The sequence below is a fragment of the Paenibacillus sp. LBL genome (assembly GCF_029893715.1).
Classification (GTDB): domain Bacteria; phylum Bacillota; class Bacilli; order Paenibacillales; family Paenibacillaceae; genus Paenibacillus_AQ; species Paenibacillus_AQ glucanolyticus.
Genome location: NZ_JARXYU010000018.1, coordinates 83372 through 102350 on the forward strand (window position 1 = coordinate 83372; position 18979 = coordinate 102350).

Annotated in this window: 18 protein-coding genes and 1 other annotated feature; all 18 genes read left to right on the forward strand. The window is 50.0% G+C overall.

Going from position 1 to position 18979, the window contains the following annotated elements; all coding sequences use genetic code 11:
- The first annotated feature begins 12 nt into the window (after window positions 1-12).
- Entirely contained in the window at window positions 13-1371 is a 1359-nt protein-coding gene (locus M2277_RS26575) for a LysM peptidoglycan-binding domain-containing protein (protein WP_280756037.1), read from the forward strand.
- A 244-nt stretch (window positions 1372-1615) separates the two neighbouring features.
- Window positions 1616-1912 (forward strand) — a binding site (T-box leader).
- 111 nt (window positions 1913-2023) lie between these two features.
- Window positions 2024-4693: a valine--tRNA ligase gene (locus tag M2277_RS26580; protein ID WP_280756038.1), complete on the forward strand. Its 2670-nt coding sequence runs from the start codon at window positions 2024-2026 to the stop codon at window positions 4691-4693.
- A gap of 33 nt (window positions 4694-4726) precedes the next feature.
- On the forward strand, window positions 4727-6103 hold the full coding sequence (locus tag M2277_RS26585) for a bifunctional folylpolyglutamate synthase/dihydrofolate synthase (RefSeq protein WP_172964070.1): 1377 nt from the start codon (window positions 4727-4729) through the stop codon (window positions 6101-6103).
- A gap of 6 nt (window positions 6104-6109) precedes the next feature.
- Window positions 6110-7486: a UDP-N-acetylmuramate--L-alanine ligase gene (gene murC, locus M2277_RS26590; protein ID WP_006208798.1), complete on the forward strand. Its 1377-nt coding sequence runs from the start codon at window positions 6110-6112 to the stop codon at window positions 7484-7486.
- A gap of 208 nt (window positions 7487-7694) precedes the next feature.
- Window positions 7695-9011 (forward strand): SPOR domain-containing protein, encoded by a 1317-nt coding sequence (locus M2277_RS26595; RefSeq protein WP_280756039.1) that lies wholly within the window; start codon window positions 7695-7697, stop codon window positions 9009-9011.
- Window positions 9012-9138: 127 nt separating this feature from the next.
- The gene (locus M2277_RS26600) at window positions 9139-9381 is read left to right on the forward strand and encodes a DUF4321 domain-containing protein (protein ID WP_006208800.1); all 243 of its coding nucleotides are present in this window, start codon (window positions 9139-9141) and stop codon (window positions 9379-9381) included.
- 25 nt (window positions 9382-9406) lie between these two features.
- Window positions 9407-10018 (forward strand): Maf family protein, encoded by a 612-nt coding sequence (locus M2277_RS26605; RefSeq protein WP_006208801.1) that lies wholly within the window; start codon window positions 9407-9409, stop codon window positions 10016-10018.
- A gap of 85 nt (window positions 10019-10103) precedes the next feature.
- Complete coding sequence (radC, locus tag M2277_RS26610; protein ID WP_006208802.1) at window positions 10104-10793, forward strand: RadC family protein; 690 nt, start codon at window positions 10104-10106, stop codon at window positions 10791-10793.
- A gap of 38 nt (window positions 10794-10831) precedes the next feature.
- On the forward strand, window positions 10832-11866 hold the full coding sequence (locus tag M2277_RS26615; protein WP_036641401.1) for a rod shape-determining protein: 1035 nt from the start codon (window positions 10832-10834) through the stop codon (window positions 11864-11866).
- A 58-nt stretch (window positions 11867-11924) separates the two neighbouring features.
- Window positions 11925-12800, forward strand: coding sequence for a rod shape-determining protein MreC (mreC, locus tag M2277_RS26620; RefSeq protein WP_006208803.1), 876 nt, complete (start codon window positions 11925-11927; stop codon window positions 12798-12800).
- A gap of 1 nt (window position 12801) precedes the next feature.
- The gene (mreD, locus tag M2277_RS26625) at window positions 12802-13326 is read left to right on the forward strand and encodes a rod shape-determining protein MreD (RefSeq protein ID WP_006208804.1); all 525 of its coding nucleotides are present in this window, start codon (window positions 12802-12804) and stop codon (window positions 13324-13326) included.
- An 83-nt stretch (window positions 13327-13409) separates the two neighbouring features.
- The gene (locus M2277_RS26630; protein WP_006208805.1) at window positions 13410-14072 is read left to right on the forward strand and encodes a septum site-determining protein MinC; all 663 of its coding nucleotides are present in this window, start codon (window positions 13410-13412) and stop codon (window positions 14070-14072) included.
- Between the two features lie 3 nt (window positions 14073-14075).
- Window positions 14076-14870, forward strand: a complete 795-nt coding sequence (minD, locus tag M2277_RS26635; RefSeq protein WP_006208806.1) for a septum site-determining protein MinD — start codon at window positions 14076-14078, stop codon at window positions 14868-14870.
- A gap of 170 nt (window positions 14871-15040) precedes the next feature.
- Window positions 15041-15946, forward strand: a complete 906-nt coding sequence (locus tag M2277_RS26640) for a peptidoglycan DD-metalloendopeptidase family protein (protein ID WP_280756040.1) — start codon at window positions 15041-15043, stop codon at window positions 15944-15946.
- A complete protein-coding gene (locus tag M2277_RS26645; RefSeq protein WP_036641404.1) occupies window positions 15939-16802 on the forward strand; it encodes a M50 family metallopeptidase in 864 nt (287 codons plus the stop codon). The genes M2277_RS26640 and M2277_RS26645 overlap by 8 nt, the downstream gene beginning before the upstream one ends.
- Before the next feature lie 119 nt (window positions 16803-16921).
- Window positions 16922-18154 carry an Rne/Rng family ribonuclease gene (locus tag M2277_RS26650; protein ID WP_076152499.1) on the forward strand — a complete coding sequence of 411 codons (1233 nt, stop codon included), beginning with the start codon at window positions 16922-16924 and terminating at the stop codon, window positions 18152-18154.
- A 163-nt stretch (window positions 18155-18317) separates the two neighbouring features.
- Window positions 18318-18629, forward strand: coding sequence for a 50S ribosomal protein L21 (gene rplU / locus M2277_RS26655; protein WP_006208810.1), 312 nt, complete (start codon window positions 18318-18320; stop codon window positions 18627-18629).
- A 13-nt stretch (window positions 18630-18642) separates the two neighbouring features.
- Entirely contained in the window at window positions 18643-18975 is a 333-nt protein-coding gene (locus M2277_RS26660) for a ribosomal-processing cysteine protease Prp (protein ID WP_006208811.1), read from the forward strand.
- The last annotated feature ends 4 nt before the right edge of the window (window positions 18976-18979 follow it).

Here is an 18979-nt window from a genome sequence, read left to right on the forward strand (position 1 = left end):
GAGGACATTCCCGTGTTTGACCAGTCCTACGGATTGCGGTTTGATATTTACGAGCGTATTAATTTAACGGAAGATTTGCCGGGAATCGAAGAATTGGAAGAGGCGGAGTTGATCCCGCACATTCAGGTGATCAGCCAGCAGGATCAGGCCACACTTCGGGGGCATCTGCTTCTCGCAGGCCTGTATAAAGGTGACACTGAAGCAGGAGAAACCGAGCCGCTCGAGCACTGGATTCCGGTCGAGATCACGGTTCCGCTGAACCGGGTATCTTCTTTGGATGACATCGCAGTTGAGATTGAGAATTTTGATGTAGATTTGCTATCCAAGCGCAGCTTGAATATTACAGGGGTTCTTTCTCTCAAAGGAATTCAGGCGGCGGCACCGGGTTCCCGGGATCAGGTATGGGCCAATGAGGAATTCACAGTGGTACATGCTCCTGAAACGCCTAATTTCTATTCGAACGGCGAGCAGCAGTTTGCTGCCAATCCGTATGAGCAGCTGCAAGGCGGAGGAGCTGGTGAAGATACAAATTCGGCTTCACCTCCCTATTTTAACGAAACTCAGCCTAGGGCCAACGTGTCGGGGACGGATGCGCGCACACAGCAGTATTTAGCATCCTGGGCGGAGTATGAGAATCAAATTCAGGATGCGGAAGAGCCAGCTGGCGCTGAAGGCTTCTCCAGTGATCAGGAAGCCCGGGACACCGTCGAATATGCCTTACATAATGAGACGGAAACGATCCCTCAGGCAGCTGAGCCTGAGCCGTCTATTCCAAGTGTATGGCAATTCGAGCGGGTAACGCCTCAGCCGGAGACGGTTCAGGAAGAACCGGCAGCAGATTTCCCAGGCATTGTTGAACGCAAAGGCGAAGAAGTGGAAGCCGTACCGGTGCTGGAATCATCGGAAACGGAAGAAGCTCAGCCTGTTTTTGCCGAGGGGGCAGAGGCTTCAGAGGATATAGCCGAGGAAATCTCCGCTAAACCCGAGGAGGTCACGACGAAGCCGGAGCTGAAAGTTGCCTTCAGTACAAAGAACAGCACCACAAGTACTTCGGGCGTAGGTTTCTCTTCATTGCTTCAATCGAGCAGAACGGTGCAGGATCAGGACCAAGCCGCTCGGGACGAGGAAGAAGAAGCCGAAGAGCTGGTGGAGTCCGCTGCGTCCGAGGATGTGGAGTGGAAAAGTCTCTTCCTTGGCAACCGACATGAGGAAACTCCATTCCGCAAGGTACGGATGTGCATTGTTCAGCGTGAGGAGACACTTGATCTGATTGCGGAGCGCTATCAACTGACGCCGCGGGAACTTTTGTTATACAACCGCATGTCTGAACAGAATGTCGAAGAAGGCCAGGTCTTATACATTCCCCAGTAATCGAGGGGGTTCATCGAGCAAGAAGAAAGCGGGTCAAGGTGGGAAATCCTTGGTCTGCTTTTTTGTTGTACAGAAACAGGATGGAAGCAAATGAGGGAGCTAACACGGAAGTATTTTCAGGTAAGTCATATTATTTGGATTGGACAGGTATGATGTTTAAATTCTTCGGAAACACTCGAAATATTGACTATATGCAACAACCACGGTATATTTGAATAGTATATGTACAGGTATTCCAAAAGCTAGAACAACGTTGAACGGGAAGAGTAGGAAGGTATGGCCTTCAGAGAGCGGAATTGCTACCCAGCGCTGTGAGATTCCGCAGGAACCAGCTTGCCGAAGTCGCCCCGGAGTTGCGGACTTGAGTTAGAGTAGGGATCGTTTACTACCCTGGTTAGGGTTCGCCGGCCGCAGCCGTTATCTGCGTAAAGTGTCGTGCTTGACGCTCCTTCATGTTCTTCACGGGAGGACAACGGTTGATAAACAATCGTAAGCACGAAACAAAGGTGGTACCGCGAGAGAACAGTCTTTCGTCCTTTGAGGACGAGGGGCTTTTTTTGTTTCATGCCAAAAATGCTATCATGGGCCGCTTCTCAAGGCTAAAACATTTCTGGTTGGCAAAACTGATTAACAGTGACGGAGGTACGAAAATATGGATCAAAAACAAAACCAATCCCAGTTAGAAATGCCAACGACGTATGATCCGAAGGCAGCCGAGCAAAAATGGTATCCGTACTGGAAGGAAGGCGGCTTCTTTGAAGCTGGCAAACGTCCGGACGCGGAGCCTTACACGATTGTGATTCCTCCTCCTAACGTTACGGGAATGCTTCATATCGGCCATGCTCTTGACTTCACGCTGCAGGATATTCTCATTCGCGTGAAGCGGATGCAGGGATATGATGCGCTCTGGCTGCCTGGTTCTGACCATGCGGGCATTGCAACTCAAACGAAGGTGGAGCAGAAGCTTCGCGAGGAAGGTGTTACCCGTTACGATCTGGGACGTGAGAAGTTCCTGGAGAAGGTATGGGAATGGAAGGATCTGTACGCGAATACGATCCGGGATCAATGGTCCAAGATCGGCCTGTCGCTGGATTATTCCAGAGAGCGTTTCACGCTGGACGAAGGTTTGTCGGAAGCGGTTCGCGAGGTGTTTGTTAAGCTCTATGACAAAGGCCTTATCTACCGCGGCAAACGTATCATTAACTGGGATCCGGCCGCGCGTACGGCATTGTCCGATATTGAGGTGGAGTACAAAGAGGTCAATGGAAATTTGTACCATTTGCAATATCCGCTAAAAGACGGCAGCGGCTTCATTACCGTAGCTACGACTCGTCCAGAGACGATGCTCGGTGATACAGCGGTAGCTGTTCATCCGGAAGACGAGCGGTATAAAGACATGATTGGCAAAACGCTGGTACTGCCGATTGTCGGCCGGGAAATCCCGGTTATTGCCGATGAGTATGTGGAGAAGGATTTTGGCAGCGGAGCCGTTAAAATTACGCCTTCGCATGATCCGAACGATTTTGAGATGGGACAGCGACATAACCTGCCGCAAATTACGGTGATGGATGAGTCCGGTACGATGAACGAGTTTGCCGGCAAGTACCAAGGTCTTGACCGCAGCGAATGCCGCAAGCAAATCGTGAATGACATGAAGGAATCGGGTGTATTGCTTCGAGTTGAAGATCACGTGCATCAGGTTGGTCACAGTGAAAGAACCGGCGCGGTGGTTGAGCCTTACCTGTCCACGCAATGGTTTGTTAACATGCAGCCGCTGGCACAGGCAGCCGTAGAGGCGCAGAAATCCGGCAAGGGCGTTAACTTTGTGCCTGACCGGTTTGAGCGAACCTACCTGCACTGGATGGAGAATGTACGCGACTGGTGTATCTCTCGTCAATTATGGTGGGGCCACCGGATTCCGGCATGGTATTCCGAGTCCACCGGTGAAGTGGTTGTTGCCATGAATGAAGAGGAAGCGCGTGCGAAGCTTGGCAAGGATGATCTGAGACAGGATGAGGATGTGCTGGATACCTGGTTCAGCTCGGCGCTCTGGCCGTTCTCGACCATGGGCTGGCCGGATCTGGACAGCGAGGATTTCAAACGTTATTATCCGACCAACGTTCTCGTAACAGGTTACGACATTATTCCGTTCTGGGTATCACGGATGATCTTCCAGGGGCTCGAATTTACGGATCAAATGCCGTTCAAGGATACCCTGATTCATGGCCTGGTTCGGGATAGCGAAGGCCGCAAGATGTCCAAGTCGCTTGGCAACGGCATCGACCCGCTTGAAGTTATAGAGCAGTACGGCGCAGACGCCATGCGTTATATGATCTCAACGGGCAGCACGCCGGGTCAGGATCTTCGTTTCCGCTGGGAACGCGTGGAGCAGGCTCGTAACTTTGCGAACAAAATATGGAATGCATCGCGTTTTGCGCTCATGAATTTGGAAGGCTTCACCGCCGCAGATATCGACATTTCCGGTGAGCTGGGAACGGCGGATCGGTGGATTTTGCACCGCCTGAACGAAACTTCCCGCGACATTACGCGTCTAATTGATGCCTACGAATTTGGCGAAACCGGTCGACTGCTCTACAATTTCATCTGGGATGATCTCTGCGACTGGTATATTGAGTTTGCGAAGCTGTCCCTGTACGGGGAAGATCAAGCGGCCAAGAAAAAGACGCAATCGGTGCTTGCTTATGTTCTGGACCGCACGATGCGTCTAATCCATCCGTTCATGCCGTTCATCTCCGAGGAGATCTGGCAGCATCTGCCGCATGAGGGAGAGACGGTTATGCTGGCTTCATGGCCGACCTATGATCCGGCATTCGAGAACACGGAAGCCGTTACCGAAATGAACCTGCTCATGGATGTTATCCGCGCTGTACGTAACATCCGGGCGGAAGTGAACGTACCGATGAGCAAAAAAGTTGAATTGCAACTAAAACCGGTGAGCGGGCAAATCGCCAGCATCATCGATCGCAATGCGGATTATATCCGCCGCTTCTGCAACACGTCGGAGTATCAATCCTCACTTGAGCTGACGGCGCCAGATAAAGCCATGACCGCCGTGGTTACAGGGGTTGACATGTATTTGCCACTCTCTGGTTTGATTGATATCGCTCAAGAAATCACGCGTCTGGAGAAAGAAATTCAGCACTTGAACAGTGAAGTCGAGCGTGTGGAGAAGAAGCTGAACAATCCTGGCTTCGTGTCGAAAGCACCCGAGAAGGTGATTGAAGAAGAACGCGCGAAGCTTGCGGATTACTCAGACAAACGCAGTAAAGTTATTGCACGCATCGAAGAATTGAGAGGCTGAAGCAAGATGAATCTGGACCAGAAGGTGAGAGCGATGGGTGATCAATCGGCAGCTGCAGTGGCGGCTCCGTTCCAAACCTATGAGGAAGCGGTGGCTTGGATTAATGGGCTGATTCCGTTTGGAATCCGCCCTGGCATGGATAGAATTCTGCGATTGATGGAGCTGCTTGGCCATCCGGAGCGTCGTTTAAAATTTATTCACGTGGCTGGAACGAACGGTAAAGGCTCGACGTGCGCTTTTTTAACAAAAGTGCTGCTTCAAGGGGGATTCACGGTAGGTACCTATACCTCTCCCTATATTACGAAGTTTACCAATCGGTTTCAGTTTAACGGCGAGGACATACCGGAACAGACGCTGCTTGAGCTCGCTAATCGACTGCAGCCGCTTGTGGCTGAAGTAACAGAGACGGGGCTGGGGTCGCCTACGATGTTTGAGGTGTCCACGGCACTAGCGATACTGTATTATGGCGAGGTTGTTTATCCGGACGTCGTGGTATGGGAGACGGGGCTTGGCGGTCGGCTTGATGTGACCAATATTGTTCACCCTATCATCTCGGTGATCACGAACATCGGAATGGATCATACCGACGTATTGGGCGATACCATTCAGGAGATCACCAGGGAGAAGGCGGGCATTATCAAGCCTGGAGTCCCTGTGGTGAGTACGGTAACTCAGCCGGAAGCCGTCGAAATTTTGAAGGAAACGGCGGAGAAAAACCGCACAAGCCTGTATCTCGTCAATGATCAATTCTCTTATGCACGATTGCATGGGGATGAGGAAAGTCAGGTCTTCCATTTCCACGGACCGTTTCGGGATATGGATCTTGCCATCTCGATGCTGGGTGAGCACCAATGTGCCAATGCCGCGCTTGCCATGATGACACTGGAAGTGCTTCGTCAGTATATGGCCTTTATCGTGGATGAGGAAGAATTGCGTACCGGGTTTAAAGAGACTTTCTGGGCGGGAAGACTGGAACAGGTGTTGTCTTCTCCAAGAATTGTTCTCGATGGCGCGCATAACCCCGAAGGGGCTGAATCCTTGGCTAAAAGCCTGCCGCAGATCTATAAGTACCGGAAACTGAACTTAATGATGGGAATACTGGCAAATAAGCATCATGAATCGTATTTGCAGCATATACTGCCAATAGTGGATACGCTTATCCTGACTGAACCGGATTTCCGGAAGAAACTGGACGCCAAGGCGCTTGGTGACATCGTAGAGCAGGTAAGGGAGAAATATGCCAAACACACACTGCAAATCATCATAGAACCAAATTGGAAAAACGCACTTGAAGAGTTGAAGTCACGGACGGAAGCGGAGGATCTTGGGGTGGTGTCGGGCACGTTGTACCTGATTGCCGACGTGCGTTCCAACCTCCTGGGCCTTTCCGATTCTGAAAAAGGTTGGTGATATCTGTTGAATACATCAGAACATGTTCATTTTATCGGAATTGGCGGCTACGGGATGAGCGCCATTGCACGAGTCATGCTGGAGATGGGTTACAAAGTCACGGGTTCTGACGTGGCATCGCAAGAATTGACAGAAAAGCTGGCGGCCAAGGGCGCCAAAATATACATTGGACATACCGCAGAGCAAGTCCAGGGTGCAGACCTTGTGGTTTACTCAACGGCTTTGTCCAAAGACAATGTGGAGCGGGTGGAAGCCGAGAAGCTGAACATTCCTGTTCTGCACCGTGCGCAGATGCTGGCACGTCTTTTGAACGAACGAAAAGGGGTTGCGGTAGCAGGCGCACACGGCAAGACAACTACCTCGTCCATGATTGCGCTTGTGATGGAGGAATGCGGTGTTGATCCGACGTTTATCATCGGCGGGGAAATTATGAACGTTGGCACGAATGCCAAAGCCGGTGAGGGCGAGCATGTGGTGGCCGAAGCGGATGAGAGCGACGGTTCATTCCTTCAATATCATCCGTGGCTGGGCGTTGTACTGAATATAGAGGCTGATCATCTGGAGAACTATGAGGGGGATTTCAATCGCCTTAAGGCTGCTTATGTGCAGTTCCTCAGCCAGATCAAGCCAGACGGCACGGCCGTGGTCTGCGCGGATGACCATAACATTCAGGCCATCTTGCCTGATCTCAAGTGTAACGTAACGACATACGGCATTCATTCGGATGCGGAGTATACGGCAACCAACCTGGTGCTGGGAGACCGGCAAGTTAGCTTCATGATGCTTCATAACGGAATGGAGCTTGGGACTGTGGAGCTGTCCGTACCAGGTAAACATAATGTCTACAATGCAATGGCGACGGTGATTTGCTGCTTGAAGGGCGGAATCTCGTTTGAAGCGATTGTAGAGGCTATCGTCAAATTCAATGGAGCCAAACGCCGCTTCCAGGTGCTTGGCGAAGCAGATGGCATTCTGGTAATTGACGATTACGCGCATCACCCGACGGAGATAGAGGCAACGATCAGTGCTGCAAAAGCTACGGGTAAACGGATTATCGCCGTATTCCAGCCGCAGCGGTACTCGCGGACCTTTTTCCTTCTGGATGCGTTTAGCCGCGCGTTTAGTGAAGCGGATGAAGTGATCATTACCGACATTTATTCACCTGCCGGCGAGAAGCAGATCGAGGGTATCAGCTCTGGAAAATTGGTGGAGCTGATTGTCCAGAACAGCAATGCGGGTGCTCGTTATTTGCCTACCAAGGAAGACGTCTTGAACGATCTCAAAGACCGTGTGAAGGAAGGCGATCTTGTGCTCACGATGGGCGCAGGCGATATATGGAAGGTTGGAGCTGCCTTGGCAGATTCCATTAAAGGCAAGAAGTGATTTATCTTTGTTGCGCACAATCTCTTGCTGCTTCACCGCATCAGGGGATTGCTCAGTTGTCTGAGTGAAGGCACGGCTGTATGTCGTACTTTGAAGCGGGCTAATCGGGATTATCTCCTGATTAGCCCGTTTGTTTTATCTGCACACTCATAAGTTGCCAAGCTTGATCATATAGCTAGGTGTAGAAGGACAAGTGAGGTGTGTGGATATGAACAAAGCACGGATGACGATTCGTTTCGATCACGATCCGCCCAAGGATCGGAGCAAAGAACCTTTGCATGAGGAACGCGATTTGAGTCAAAGGGTTTCATTAGGACACAAGGATCAAGTCTATGATCCCAATCTTTCCAAACAGGATCACCTCCGCATTGTACCGCCACTGCAGGAAGAGGAGGACGGGCATGCCTTCGACGTAAACGATCAAGACTGGCGGCAATCGCGTAATAACCGGACCAAGGGGCGACTGGCTGAGGAGAGACGACGGCTCGATCATTCAAACAGCTGGTATCAGAGTGATACCCCTGAGTATACAGATACATATCCGGAACTGGATGAGGATCTCCACCATCCCCACGAGCACGATTATTCCGGGGGGCGGGACGGCGGGACGAATAATTCCAACTGGGATCTTGGACCGGAATCCGGTCTATATGATTCTCCTGCCGATGATTACGGTTATTATCGTTCGCGCAAACCAACGTCCTTCTGGAAGATGGCTGTTTCTGTGTCCGCAGCTGTTATTACGGGTTTGTTGTTCGGATACATGGTCTTGTCCATGTTTAACGGCGGGAGCGCGGGAGAGGACACGGTTTCCGAGCAGATTGAAGGTAATGACGTAGTCAATCAAACACCGACTGATCCATCCGAAGGAACGGTGACGCCCTTGTCGTCTGATCTGCCCCAAACGGCGCTTCAATTCCCGGGGCAAGCCTTCTATATGCTCCAATACGGCGTATTCAGCACGCCGGAGCGGGCGGAGCAAGCGAAGGGGGAATTGCTGCAATCGGGCATTGCAGCGGGAGGGGACCTGGATGAGGAGAACCGCGTTTATGCAGGCATCTCACCGGACCGCGAGCAGGCCAAGCTGCTCAGCAATCAGTTGAAGGCTGAAGGCGTTGAATTATATGTAAGAGAGATATCGCTGCCTCAATTAGAGTCTGCCTCTTTTAGCGGTGAAGAGCAGACGTTGACGGACTATTTTACGATAAGCGGCAAGCTGGTATCGGAGCTTAGCAAACTTTCGGCATCCCTGTTGGGGATGCAGGAGGCGGGAGCCGTTGCGGCAGACCATATGAACACCATCACGAATCTGCATCAGCAGTGGATCCAATCGGTGCAGCAGCTTTCGGCAGGATTGGGTCCTGAGACCGGGGCTGTGCTGCCGGCCATGCAGCAGTCGATGAACAGCTCGATCACAGCGCTCTCTGAATATAACAAAAATCAATCCAAGGGGCATTTGTGGGAGATTCAAACAGGCATGATGAACTATGTCATGGGTCAAAAGAAACTCCTGGATGGCCTATAAATTCAAATTAACGTAAAATCCGGCGTGGAATTGGAAATAGTTCCCCATGCCGGATTTCTGTTTGTATTGCTTATCGATTCACCGTATAATAATTAGGGTGTCAAAATATGGCGAGGGAAGAGGATGCATGAAGAAAAACAAAGGAATGCTCATCTTGTTTTTGCTGCTCGGGTGGCTGACCGGATCATGGCTTGCCAAGGCGCTTCTGCCTGTTAAAGCCCTGTCCTTTCTAACGTCTTCCACATCAATCAAGTGGTCGCCTCAAGCTGATTTTGACATTATTCGTTATGACATTAACCTTGAACTTAAAGTTTGCCTGCTCAGCCTGCTTGGCATTATTGCTGCCGTTTGGCTGTACCGCAGACTCTAAGACATGACAAAGGAGATTATCCCCCTTGAATGAGAAGAGAAACCGCCGTATTATTTTGGCTTCCACCTCTCCTCGGCGTCAGGAATTGATTGCCTCCCTTCGTATCCCTTTTGAGATTATGCCCAGTGAAGCAGATGAGGACACCCCGCAAGGGTGGTCGCCAGAGCGAATTGTGGAATCACTGGCACTGCGTAAAGCGGAAGCGGTACTGCGCAAGCTGACGGATGATCCGGAAGATGGTATCATTGTGGGAAGCGACACGATTGTAGTTGTAGATGATCATGTTCTTGGGAAACCGGCGGATCAGGCTGACGCGGCAAGGATGTTGTCCATGCTTCAAGGACGGGCTCACTTCGTATACACGGGTGTGGCTTGTGTTGATCTGAGATCAGGTCGTAATCAGGTTTCTCACCGTGTGACAACCGTAAAGATGAAATCGTTAAGCAATGACGCGATCGCGGCTTATGTAAAGAGCGGGGAACCTGCTGATAAAGCAGGCTCGTATGCGATTCAAGGCCTGGGTGCAACCATCGTGGAAGGAATCGAAGGCGACTATTTTAACGTAGTCGGTCTGCCGCTTTCTTTGCTCTCGGACATGCTGTCTGATATGGGGATGGATGTACTAACCGATTCATAGATATAGAACAACGGCATCCGGACTATAGGGATATCCTTAGGTTTGGCTGGCCTGCTGATTTAAATCTTAGAAAAGAGGGGAATATATGGAGTCGCCAACGCTATTGCTGCGCGACATCCCCCATGATGAACGACCAAGAGAGCGCATGATGCAGTATGGGGCGAGCGCTTTAAGCCACGCAGAATTGCTGGCGATATTGCTTCGGACCGGGACCCGCCAGGAATCTGCCGTACATATAGCCCAGCGGCTGCTGGGGGAAGCAGGCGGTATTCGGCAGCTCGTGGATCTTAGCATTGAGGAAATTACGCAAATTAAAGGAATTGGAACCGCTAAGGCTGTTCAGCTGAAGGCTGGCATTGAGCTTGGACGGCGCTTGGCCGCATCGAGACATGTAGAGCCAGTTATTATTCGCAGTCCGCATGACGCGGCAGAACTGCTCAGTGAACAGATGCGCTATTTACAGAAAGAGCATTTTGTCTGTGTATTTTTAAATACGAAAAATCATGTCATTGCCCAGGAAACGTTATCGATGGGGAGCCTTAACGCTTCCATCGTTCATCCCCGCGAGGTGTTCAGAGCAGCCATCAAATGCAGCAGTGCATCCCTGGTGTGTGCGCATAACCATCCTAGCGGAGATCCGACGCCCAGCCCGGAAGACATATCGCTGACTACACGCTTAGTGGAGGCAGGACAAATTGTCGGGATCGAAGTGCTGGATCATCTGATCATAGGGGATGGATCGTTTGTAAGTTTGAAGGAACGGGGCCTGATGTAATATAATAGTTCAGATTGACGAAGAAAGGGAGATACATCATGTTAGGTGGTTTTACGAAAGATTTGGGAATCGATTTGGGGACGGCAAATACGCTGGTTTATGTTCGTGGGAAAGGAATTGTCGTTAGAGAGCCTTCCGTGGTTGCTCTGCGTACAGATACAAAGAGCATTGAAGCAGTAGGAGAATCGGCTAAGAAGATGATTGGACGCACACCGGGCAACATTCGTGCGATCCGCCCGATGAAAGACGGCGTCATCGCCGATTTTGATACTACGGCTACAATGATTAAATACTTTATTCGTCAGGCGCAGAAGCAGCGTTCCATATTCCCGCGTCATCCGAATGTGATGGTATGTGTTCCTTCCGGTATTACAGCGGTTGAGCAGCGTGCGGTTGAAGATGCTACCAAGCAAGCGGGCGCACGCGAAGCTTACACCATTGAAGAGCCATTCGCGGCTGCAATCGGTGCGGACTTGCCTGTATGGGAGCCGACAGGCAGCATGGTTGTTGATATCGGCGGAGGCACAACCGAAGTGGCTGTCATCTCGCTCGGTGGTATTGTAACCAGCCGTTCCGTACGTGTTGCGGGCGATGAGATGGATGAGTCTATTATTTCGTATATCAAACGTCAATATAACTTGATGATTGGTGAACGTACTTCCGAACAGCTCAAGATGGAAGTAGGTTCTGCTATGCCGCTGGAGACGGTGGAAACGATGGAAATCCGCGGCCGCGATTTGGTTACGGGCCTGCCGAAGACCATTACGATTACTTCAGATGAGATTAGTGAAGCACTGGCAGATACCATTAATGCTATCGTTGAAGCGGTTAAGGTAACCCTGGAGAAATGTCCTCCCGAGCTTGCTGCGGACATTATGGATCGTGGAATTGTACTTACAGGAGGAGGCGCGTTGCTTCGTAACCTGGACAAACTGCTTGCCGAAGAGACGGGCATGCCGGTGATTGTTGCCGAGAATCCGCTGGATTGTGTAGCAATCGGTACAGGCAAAGCGCTCGAGAACATTCATCTGTTTAAATCCCGGAGCAGCTCTGCCGTCCGTTCTAGAAGGTAGACATCTGAAGATAAGTGTAAACCCCTAATGTTGGGAGAGAAAAACAGTAAGTTAGAGGGTGTTGCAACTGTTTAAGCTGCTGGGCAATAAGCGTTTGTTTATTATGCTCATCGGGCTGGTAGCGTTTATCGCGATTATGGGATTTACGCTCGGCCCGAGAGCTTCTTTATCTTGGCCCGAAAAATTCGTCAAAGATACGGTAGGTTTTGTGCAAAGTGTGTTTTATAAGCCCGCTGCCTATATAGCGGGTTTCTTTGAAGACGTGCGGAACATGAAGGAAATTTATGAAGAGAATGAAGAGCTGCGCCGGGCGGTTGCTCAGTATTCACGTGAGAGTGCGAGTTATAACAGCATAAAAGCGAATAACGAGGCGCTGAAGGAAGAACTTCGTTTTACCCAAAACCAGAAAAATAGAGATAAATACGAATATCGAACCGCTCAAGTGCTTAGCGTGAATTCGGACCCTAACAACAGAACGCTTGTCATCGATCTCGGTGAACGCGACGGAGTTAGAGTAAACATGTCGGTCACCACAGTGGATGGCATGGTTGGCATCATCAGCAGCGTAAGCAACTTCACCTCCACGGTGAAGCTGTTGACAACGATGGATGCACAGGATCCGAATCCGCAGCCAATTTCGGTAACCGCATTGGGTAAAGAAGACAAAACGTTTGGCATGGTTGAGAGCTACGACGAGAAGACCAACACGCTTCTCATGACGCGTATTACAGAAGATGATCCGATTAAGCCTGAAGATAAAATCATTTCATCCGGTGCCGGAGGCGTGATTCCGCAAGGATTGATTATTGGTAAGGTAAAGAGTGTTCAGGTTAGCCAATACGGTCAGAGCAGAACGGCTACCATCGAACCGGCGGCCAAGTTTGACGACTGGAAATACCTGACCGTTGTGTTTACGCCTGAGGAGCCTGAATAAGATGGCGCGCAAGCAGATTTTACTCCTGTTGCTGTTCGTGTTGTTCATTCTGCAGGGAACGGTGGTTTTCTGGTTAACGCCAAGCTCGCTGCAGCTTCAGATTTATCCGAATTTCGTATTGGTTTGTTTATTTTTTGTATCAATCTATTACCATCGCCATACCGGGCTCGTGCTCGGCCTGGTGTTTGGCATTCTACACGATATCGTGTATTACGGTGAGATGATTGGCACGTATTCGTTTGCAATGGGCATATCCGCGTATCTGGTGGGACTGGTGTTTAAATCCCCCCGGGCGCCTTTGCCTATGATGATGACGGTGGTCATTCTGGGAAGTTTGCTGTTTGACAGCACGCTCTTTGGCATATATAAGATATTTCGACTCAATCCGACCTCTTATAATTGGTCGCTGCTCCATCATATGCTTCCCAATCTCCTTGTTCACTTTGCCTTTGCTCTGGCGATTTACGTTCCCCTTCGCAAGCAGATTGAGCTGATTACAAAGAATCAGAGAAGGAAGGCATCCTGAACCCTCCATTATGACATTTTACTAGACTAGCAGGAACTTGAAGGTTTGAGCGCGAAATGTATAGGGATGGGAGGGACAGGCTTATGGCTGTAAAATCCAATCATGTAACGATTAAGGGCATCAAAGATGGCCTGGTATTCCTGCTTGACGACCAGTGCGAGCTGGAAGAATTGCTTGGTGAGCTGCGCTACAAGCTGGAGCACAGTCATCAGAATATTTTGACCGGACCGATTATTCATGTGGATGTGAAACTCGGTTCCAGGCAAATTTCCGAAGAAGAGAAACAGACGATTCTTGACATATTGAAGCAAAAGGGCAACCTGCTGATACGTAATGTAGAGTCGCCGCCACTTGAGTCTGAGCTGTCGCTAGTGGAGAAGCTTACGCTTAAGACGGGGATGGTTCGCTCCGGGCAGGTACTGCATCATGAAGGCGATCTCTTGTTCCTTGGTGATGTGAATCCCGGCGGAACGATTTCGTGTACCGGTGATATTTACATATTGGGCGCCCTGCGTGGCACTGCGCACGCCGGTGTTGACGGCAACGAAGAAGCCATTATAGCAGCATCGTATTTTGCCCCTACCCAGCTCCGTATTTCCCAGATGATCAGCAGACCGCCGGATGAATGGGAGACGCGGGAGACGGTCATGGAGTTTGCGTATTTGAAGGATGGAAGCATGGAGATCGACAAGATCAGCAACATCTCACGTTTGGGTCGGGATTTTAATGTGTTTAAAGGGGTGTAGAACATGGGAGAGGCAATCGTCGTAACTTCAGGTAAAGGCGGAGTCGGTAAAACGACGACATCAGCGAACATCGGCACGGCTTTGGCACTATTGGGAAAAAAAGTGTGCCTGGTTGATACAGATATCGGTCTTCGTAATTTGGATGTCGTGATGGGCCTGGAAAACCGGATTATATACGATTTGTGCGACGTTGCAGAAGGGCGATGCCGGCTTAATCAAGCGTTGATCAAGGACAAGCGCTTCGATGAGTTGTATATGCTTCCTGCAGCCCAGACGAAAGACAAGAATGCCGTTTCTCCGGATCAAGTGAAAGATATTGTGCTTGAATTGAAAAAGGAATTCGAATACGTCATTATTGATTGTCCGGCTGGAATCGAGCAGGGTTTCAAGAATGCCATTGCCGGTGCAGATAAAGCGATTGTAGTGACAACGCCTGAGAACGCGGCAGTCCGGGATGCGGATCGGATTATCGGACTGCTTGAGAGCTCTCACGTCGAGTCACCAAAACTTGTAGTCAACCGGATTCGTCCGAACATGGTGAAATCGGGCGATATGCTGGAGATAGAAGATGTGCTTCAGGTATTGAATATTGATCTGATCGGTATTGTGCCTGACGATGAGATGGTCATTAAAGCGGCAAACATGGGGGAGCCGACCGTTATGAACCCGGATTCCCAAGCTGCCATTGCCTATAGAAACATCGCCCGGCGTATCCTTGGCGATACGGTTCCCCTGATGCAAATTCATCAGAAAAAAGGGATGTTCACAAAATTCAAAAAGTTTTTTGGAATGGGTTAAAGCGTTTAGAAGGGACCGGTGCCGCAAGGCATCGGTTTTTTGGTTTCTTTCGCAAGGACCCTTGTTAAGGTTCAGCTGTTCTGTCCACCTCTTCAACGGGGCTTGTTCTAAATATCTTTCATATCCTCATAGGATAGAGTAAAAAAACAAGCCCCAAGGGGGAAAGAACTATGGACATTAAAACTTCAGTCAAGAACCGACGGGAAGCCCGCATTCGCGAGCTGTTGGAAAGTCAGCAGACACCTATGCAAGCCGATAAGCCGTGGCCTGCCATTCCTGAGAGAACATCTGTAAATTCCAATGTCAAAAAGACTGGCTTCGTACAGGACGATCCTGCGAAACCTTCCGATCGTTATGTGGAGAATGAACCGGACCCTGAGCGGCTTTGGAAGCAAGGGCATCGGGGCTGGTATGATACCCCGAACCCTGGAGATCCTGGAGAGCCACCGAGAAAGGCTTCGTTTGTCCCCGGACTGGTTCGCCGTATTACCGTAAGTGTATTAGTGTTTGGGTTAGTCTGGGGTGTGTTTTCGTTTCAGCAGCCATGGGCGCTTCGAACCCAGGCTGTTATTATCGAAGGCTTGAGCCATGAAATGGATTTTCAGGCAGCCCAGGTATGGTATGAGGAGCACTTTGGCAGCGCGCCCTCCTTCATCCCTATTTTTGGACAAACCGATGAAAACTCTACGAAGGTTAATGCCCGAACTTCCTTGGTTCCTCCTCTTGCGGGACGCCTGGTCCAATCCTTCGCTGTCGATCTGAAAGGTATCGTTTTGGAAGCTGAAGGGGGTTCTGTAGCGGACCGAGCGGTTAAGAGTATAGAGACCGGACGTGTGCTTGAGGTAAATGAACACCCGCAGAACGGGATTACCGTTCTCATACAGCATACGGGTGCGAGAACGGCACTGTACAGCAGGCTGGCAGAAACGGGGCTCAAGGTGAATGATTGGGTTCAGGGCGGAGATATTATCGGTACGCTGGGAACTTCGGGCACAGGGAGCGCGCCCTCCCTTTATTTCGAACTCAAAGAGGGGGATCGTGATGTCGATCCGGCGGAAGTGATTCCGTTTGATTAAGTTTAAGGGAACTGTATTGTCGCTGCATCCTCTCTTTGTTATTGTCATGCTGGCGTCAGTGTTCACCGGTCGCTTTTTGGAATTGCTGACCCTTTTTATTATTGTATTTATTCATGAATTAGGACATGCCGCCGCAGCGGCAGCGATGGGGTTCAAGGTACGAGCCATTCAAATGCTGCCGTTCGGCGGCGTTGCTGTCATTGAAGATGACGGCAGGATGACGGCTATGAAGGAAATCGTGATCGCTCTGGCTGGACCGCTGCAAAATGTGATCATGATCGGGATTACCCTGACCTGCAGATGGGCCGGGTGGGGAGATGAGCAGTTGTTGTCGTATATCATTCAGGGGAATCTGGTCATCGCCCTGTTTAACCTCCTTCCGATTCTCCCGCTGGACGGTGGTAAAGTGCTGCAGGCCGTCATCAGTCTGCTCGCACCCTATCATGCAACCTTGTTATGGGCTTCCCGAGCCGGTATATTGTGCAGTCTGATGATGATCGGATATGGTCTGCAGCCTTTATTCTCGGGTGGCGGCATCCGTTTAAACGTTCTGATGATCGGCTTGTTTCTGGCATATTCCAATTTTGAAGACTACCGGAACGTGCATTACCGTTTCTTGAGATTTCTCGTGAATCGGAGCGAGATTTACGAACGAAATCTGGAGGGACTTGGTCCTGCCCAGCCAATCGTTGCAGATTCTTCGAAACCTTTGGACGATATTATGCGTCTATTTAAACGAGAGAAGTATCATTTGATCTATGTCATGAGCGGACCGGGCAGCTTGCTTGCCGTCGTGCCGGAACAGCATGTGATTTCTTCCTATTTTGCATCAAATGGTCCGCCCTGGTATGCGTAAATCGTAAACATCATGAGGAAGACGCAGGGTGGACCATCATTCTTTATCCATTTATATCACGAGAGATTGTGTTAGGATAAAAATAGAATATTGTCTTCCATTTTTTGAGGGGTGATGCCATGAGGCAAATGATAGTTCATTGTGAACATGAGACCATACAGATGGCCCTCATCGAAGATGGGAGGTTAGCCGAGTTCGCAGTTGAGCGAAGTCGTGAGGAGAGTGTAGTCGGAAGTTTTTACAAGGGCAGGGTTGTTAACGTATTGCCGGGGATGCAGGCGGCTTTTGTAGATATCGGGCTGAAAAAGAATGCATTTTTATATATTGATGATGTGCTCCATCCTCATTTAGAGAAGCAGCCGAAGCAGAAGCCATCGATCTCGCAGCTGCTGACGGTCGGACAAGAACTGACGGTACAGGTTATGAAGGAACCAAGAGGGGGCAAGGGAGCAAGAGTAACGACCCATTTCTCGCTTCCCGGCAGGTGTATGGTTTATATGCCTACAGCGGATTATGTGGCCGTCTCCAAAAAAATTGGGCGTGAAGCCGAGCGTGCCCGTCTGAAGAGCATTGGTGAGCAGCTTCGCACAGATGAAGAGGGAATTATTATCCGAACTGTATCCGAGGACGAGCCCTTGGAATTTCTTAGCGGCGATCTGGAATACCTGAGAAAAGAATGGACTCGGATTCTGGAGAAGGCAGAATCATCGTCAGCTCCGGCACTGCTACATCGGGATTTGGGTTTGCTGCAGCGCTTTATTCGGGATTCCTTCGATCCGCTTCATGACGAACTTGTGATCGATAGTTTGCTGAAAGGCGAGGAAACCAAAAGCTATCTGAAAGAGACGGTTCCCGGTATGGAGCCTAAGGTTACATACCACACGGGAGGGGGGCCGATTTTTCAGGCTTATGGGTTGGACGAGCAGATGAAAGCCGGCTTCGCAAGAAAAATCACGCTTCCGGAAGGTGTGACAATCGTTGTAGACCAGACGGAAGCCATGACCATAATGGATGTAAATACAGCCAAATATATCGGTGGCGATAATTTCGAGGAAACGGTGCTTAAGACAAATCTTATGGCCGCACAGCAAATTGCAAGAACTTTGCGTTTGTGGGATATCGGGGGCATCATTATCGTTGATTTCATTGATATGGATCGCGAGGAGCATCGGCAGCAGGTGGTATCCGTCATGGAGGCCGTAATGCGCAAAGACCGCACGAAGAGTTTTGTGGTAGGGTGGACCAAGCTGGGTCTGCTGGAAATGACCCGTAAAAAAGCCAGGGAAAACTCTTCGCTCCCATTTGCCAAGCCTTGCGTTAATTGCGGAGGCAAAGGCATTGTTGTCGAGTAATGATGTTGACGGTGAATGGGGAATATGATATTATCATTGGGTATGTGTTTAGTGATGAATTGCTGCACATGCTGTAACCGCTCCGGTTGGGTTAGCAAGGACGTTTCATTGTGGAACGGACACCTTTACTAGGCGAGTCTGAGACATAGGGAGGTGCAAGCAAATGTACGCTATTATCGAAACAGGTGGAAAACAATACAAAGTTCAAGAGGGCGACGTATTGTTCATTGAGAAGCTGACTGCAGGTGACGGAGAGAGCGTGACTTTCGACCGTGTACTGGCCGTTTCCAAAGAGGACGGTTTGGTAGCAGGTACGCCGGTTGTTTCCGGTGCGACTGTAACTGCGAAAGTGGAGAAGCACGGTAAAGGCCGCAAGGTCGTTGTATACAAATACAAGCCGAAGAAAAACTACCACAAGAAGCAAGGTCATCGTCAACCTTACACTAAAGTAACCATCGAGAAAATCCAGGCGTAAGAAGGTGCGGTAATTGATTACTGTACAAGTAATACGCGGGGAAGATGAACGCATCCATAGCTTCAAGGTAACGGGGCATGCCGGATATTCCGATCCTGGAGAAGATATTGTATGTGCTGGAGTTTCCAGCATTACAGTGGGAACGGTCAATTCGATTGAAGCGTTAACCGGAACGGTTATGGAGACCAAGATGAAGGGCGGCTTTCTTAGCGCAAATCTTCCGTCAGCGGAAGACGATGCTGTCTCTGGTCAAGTTCAATTGCTTCTCGAATCCATGGTTGTTATGTTACAGGGAATTGCCGATTCATACGGCAAATATATAAGAATACAAGAACTGACTACTTGAAGAA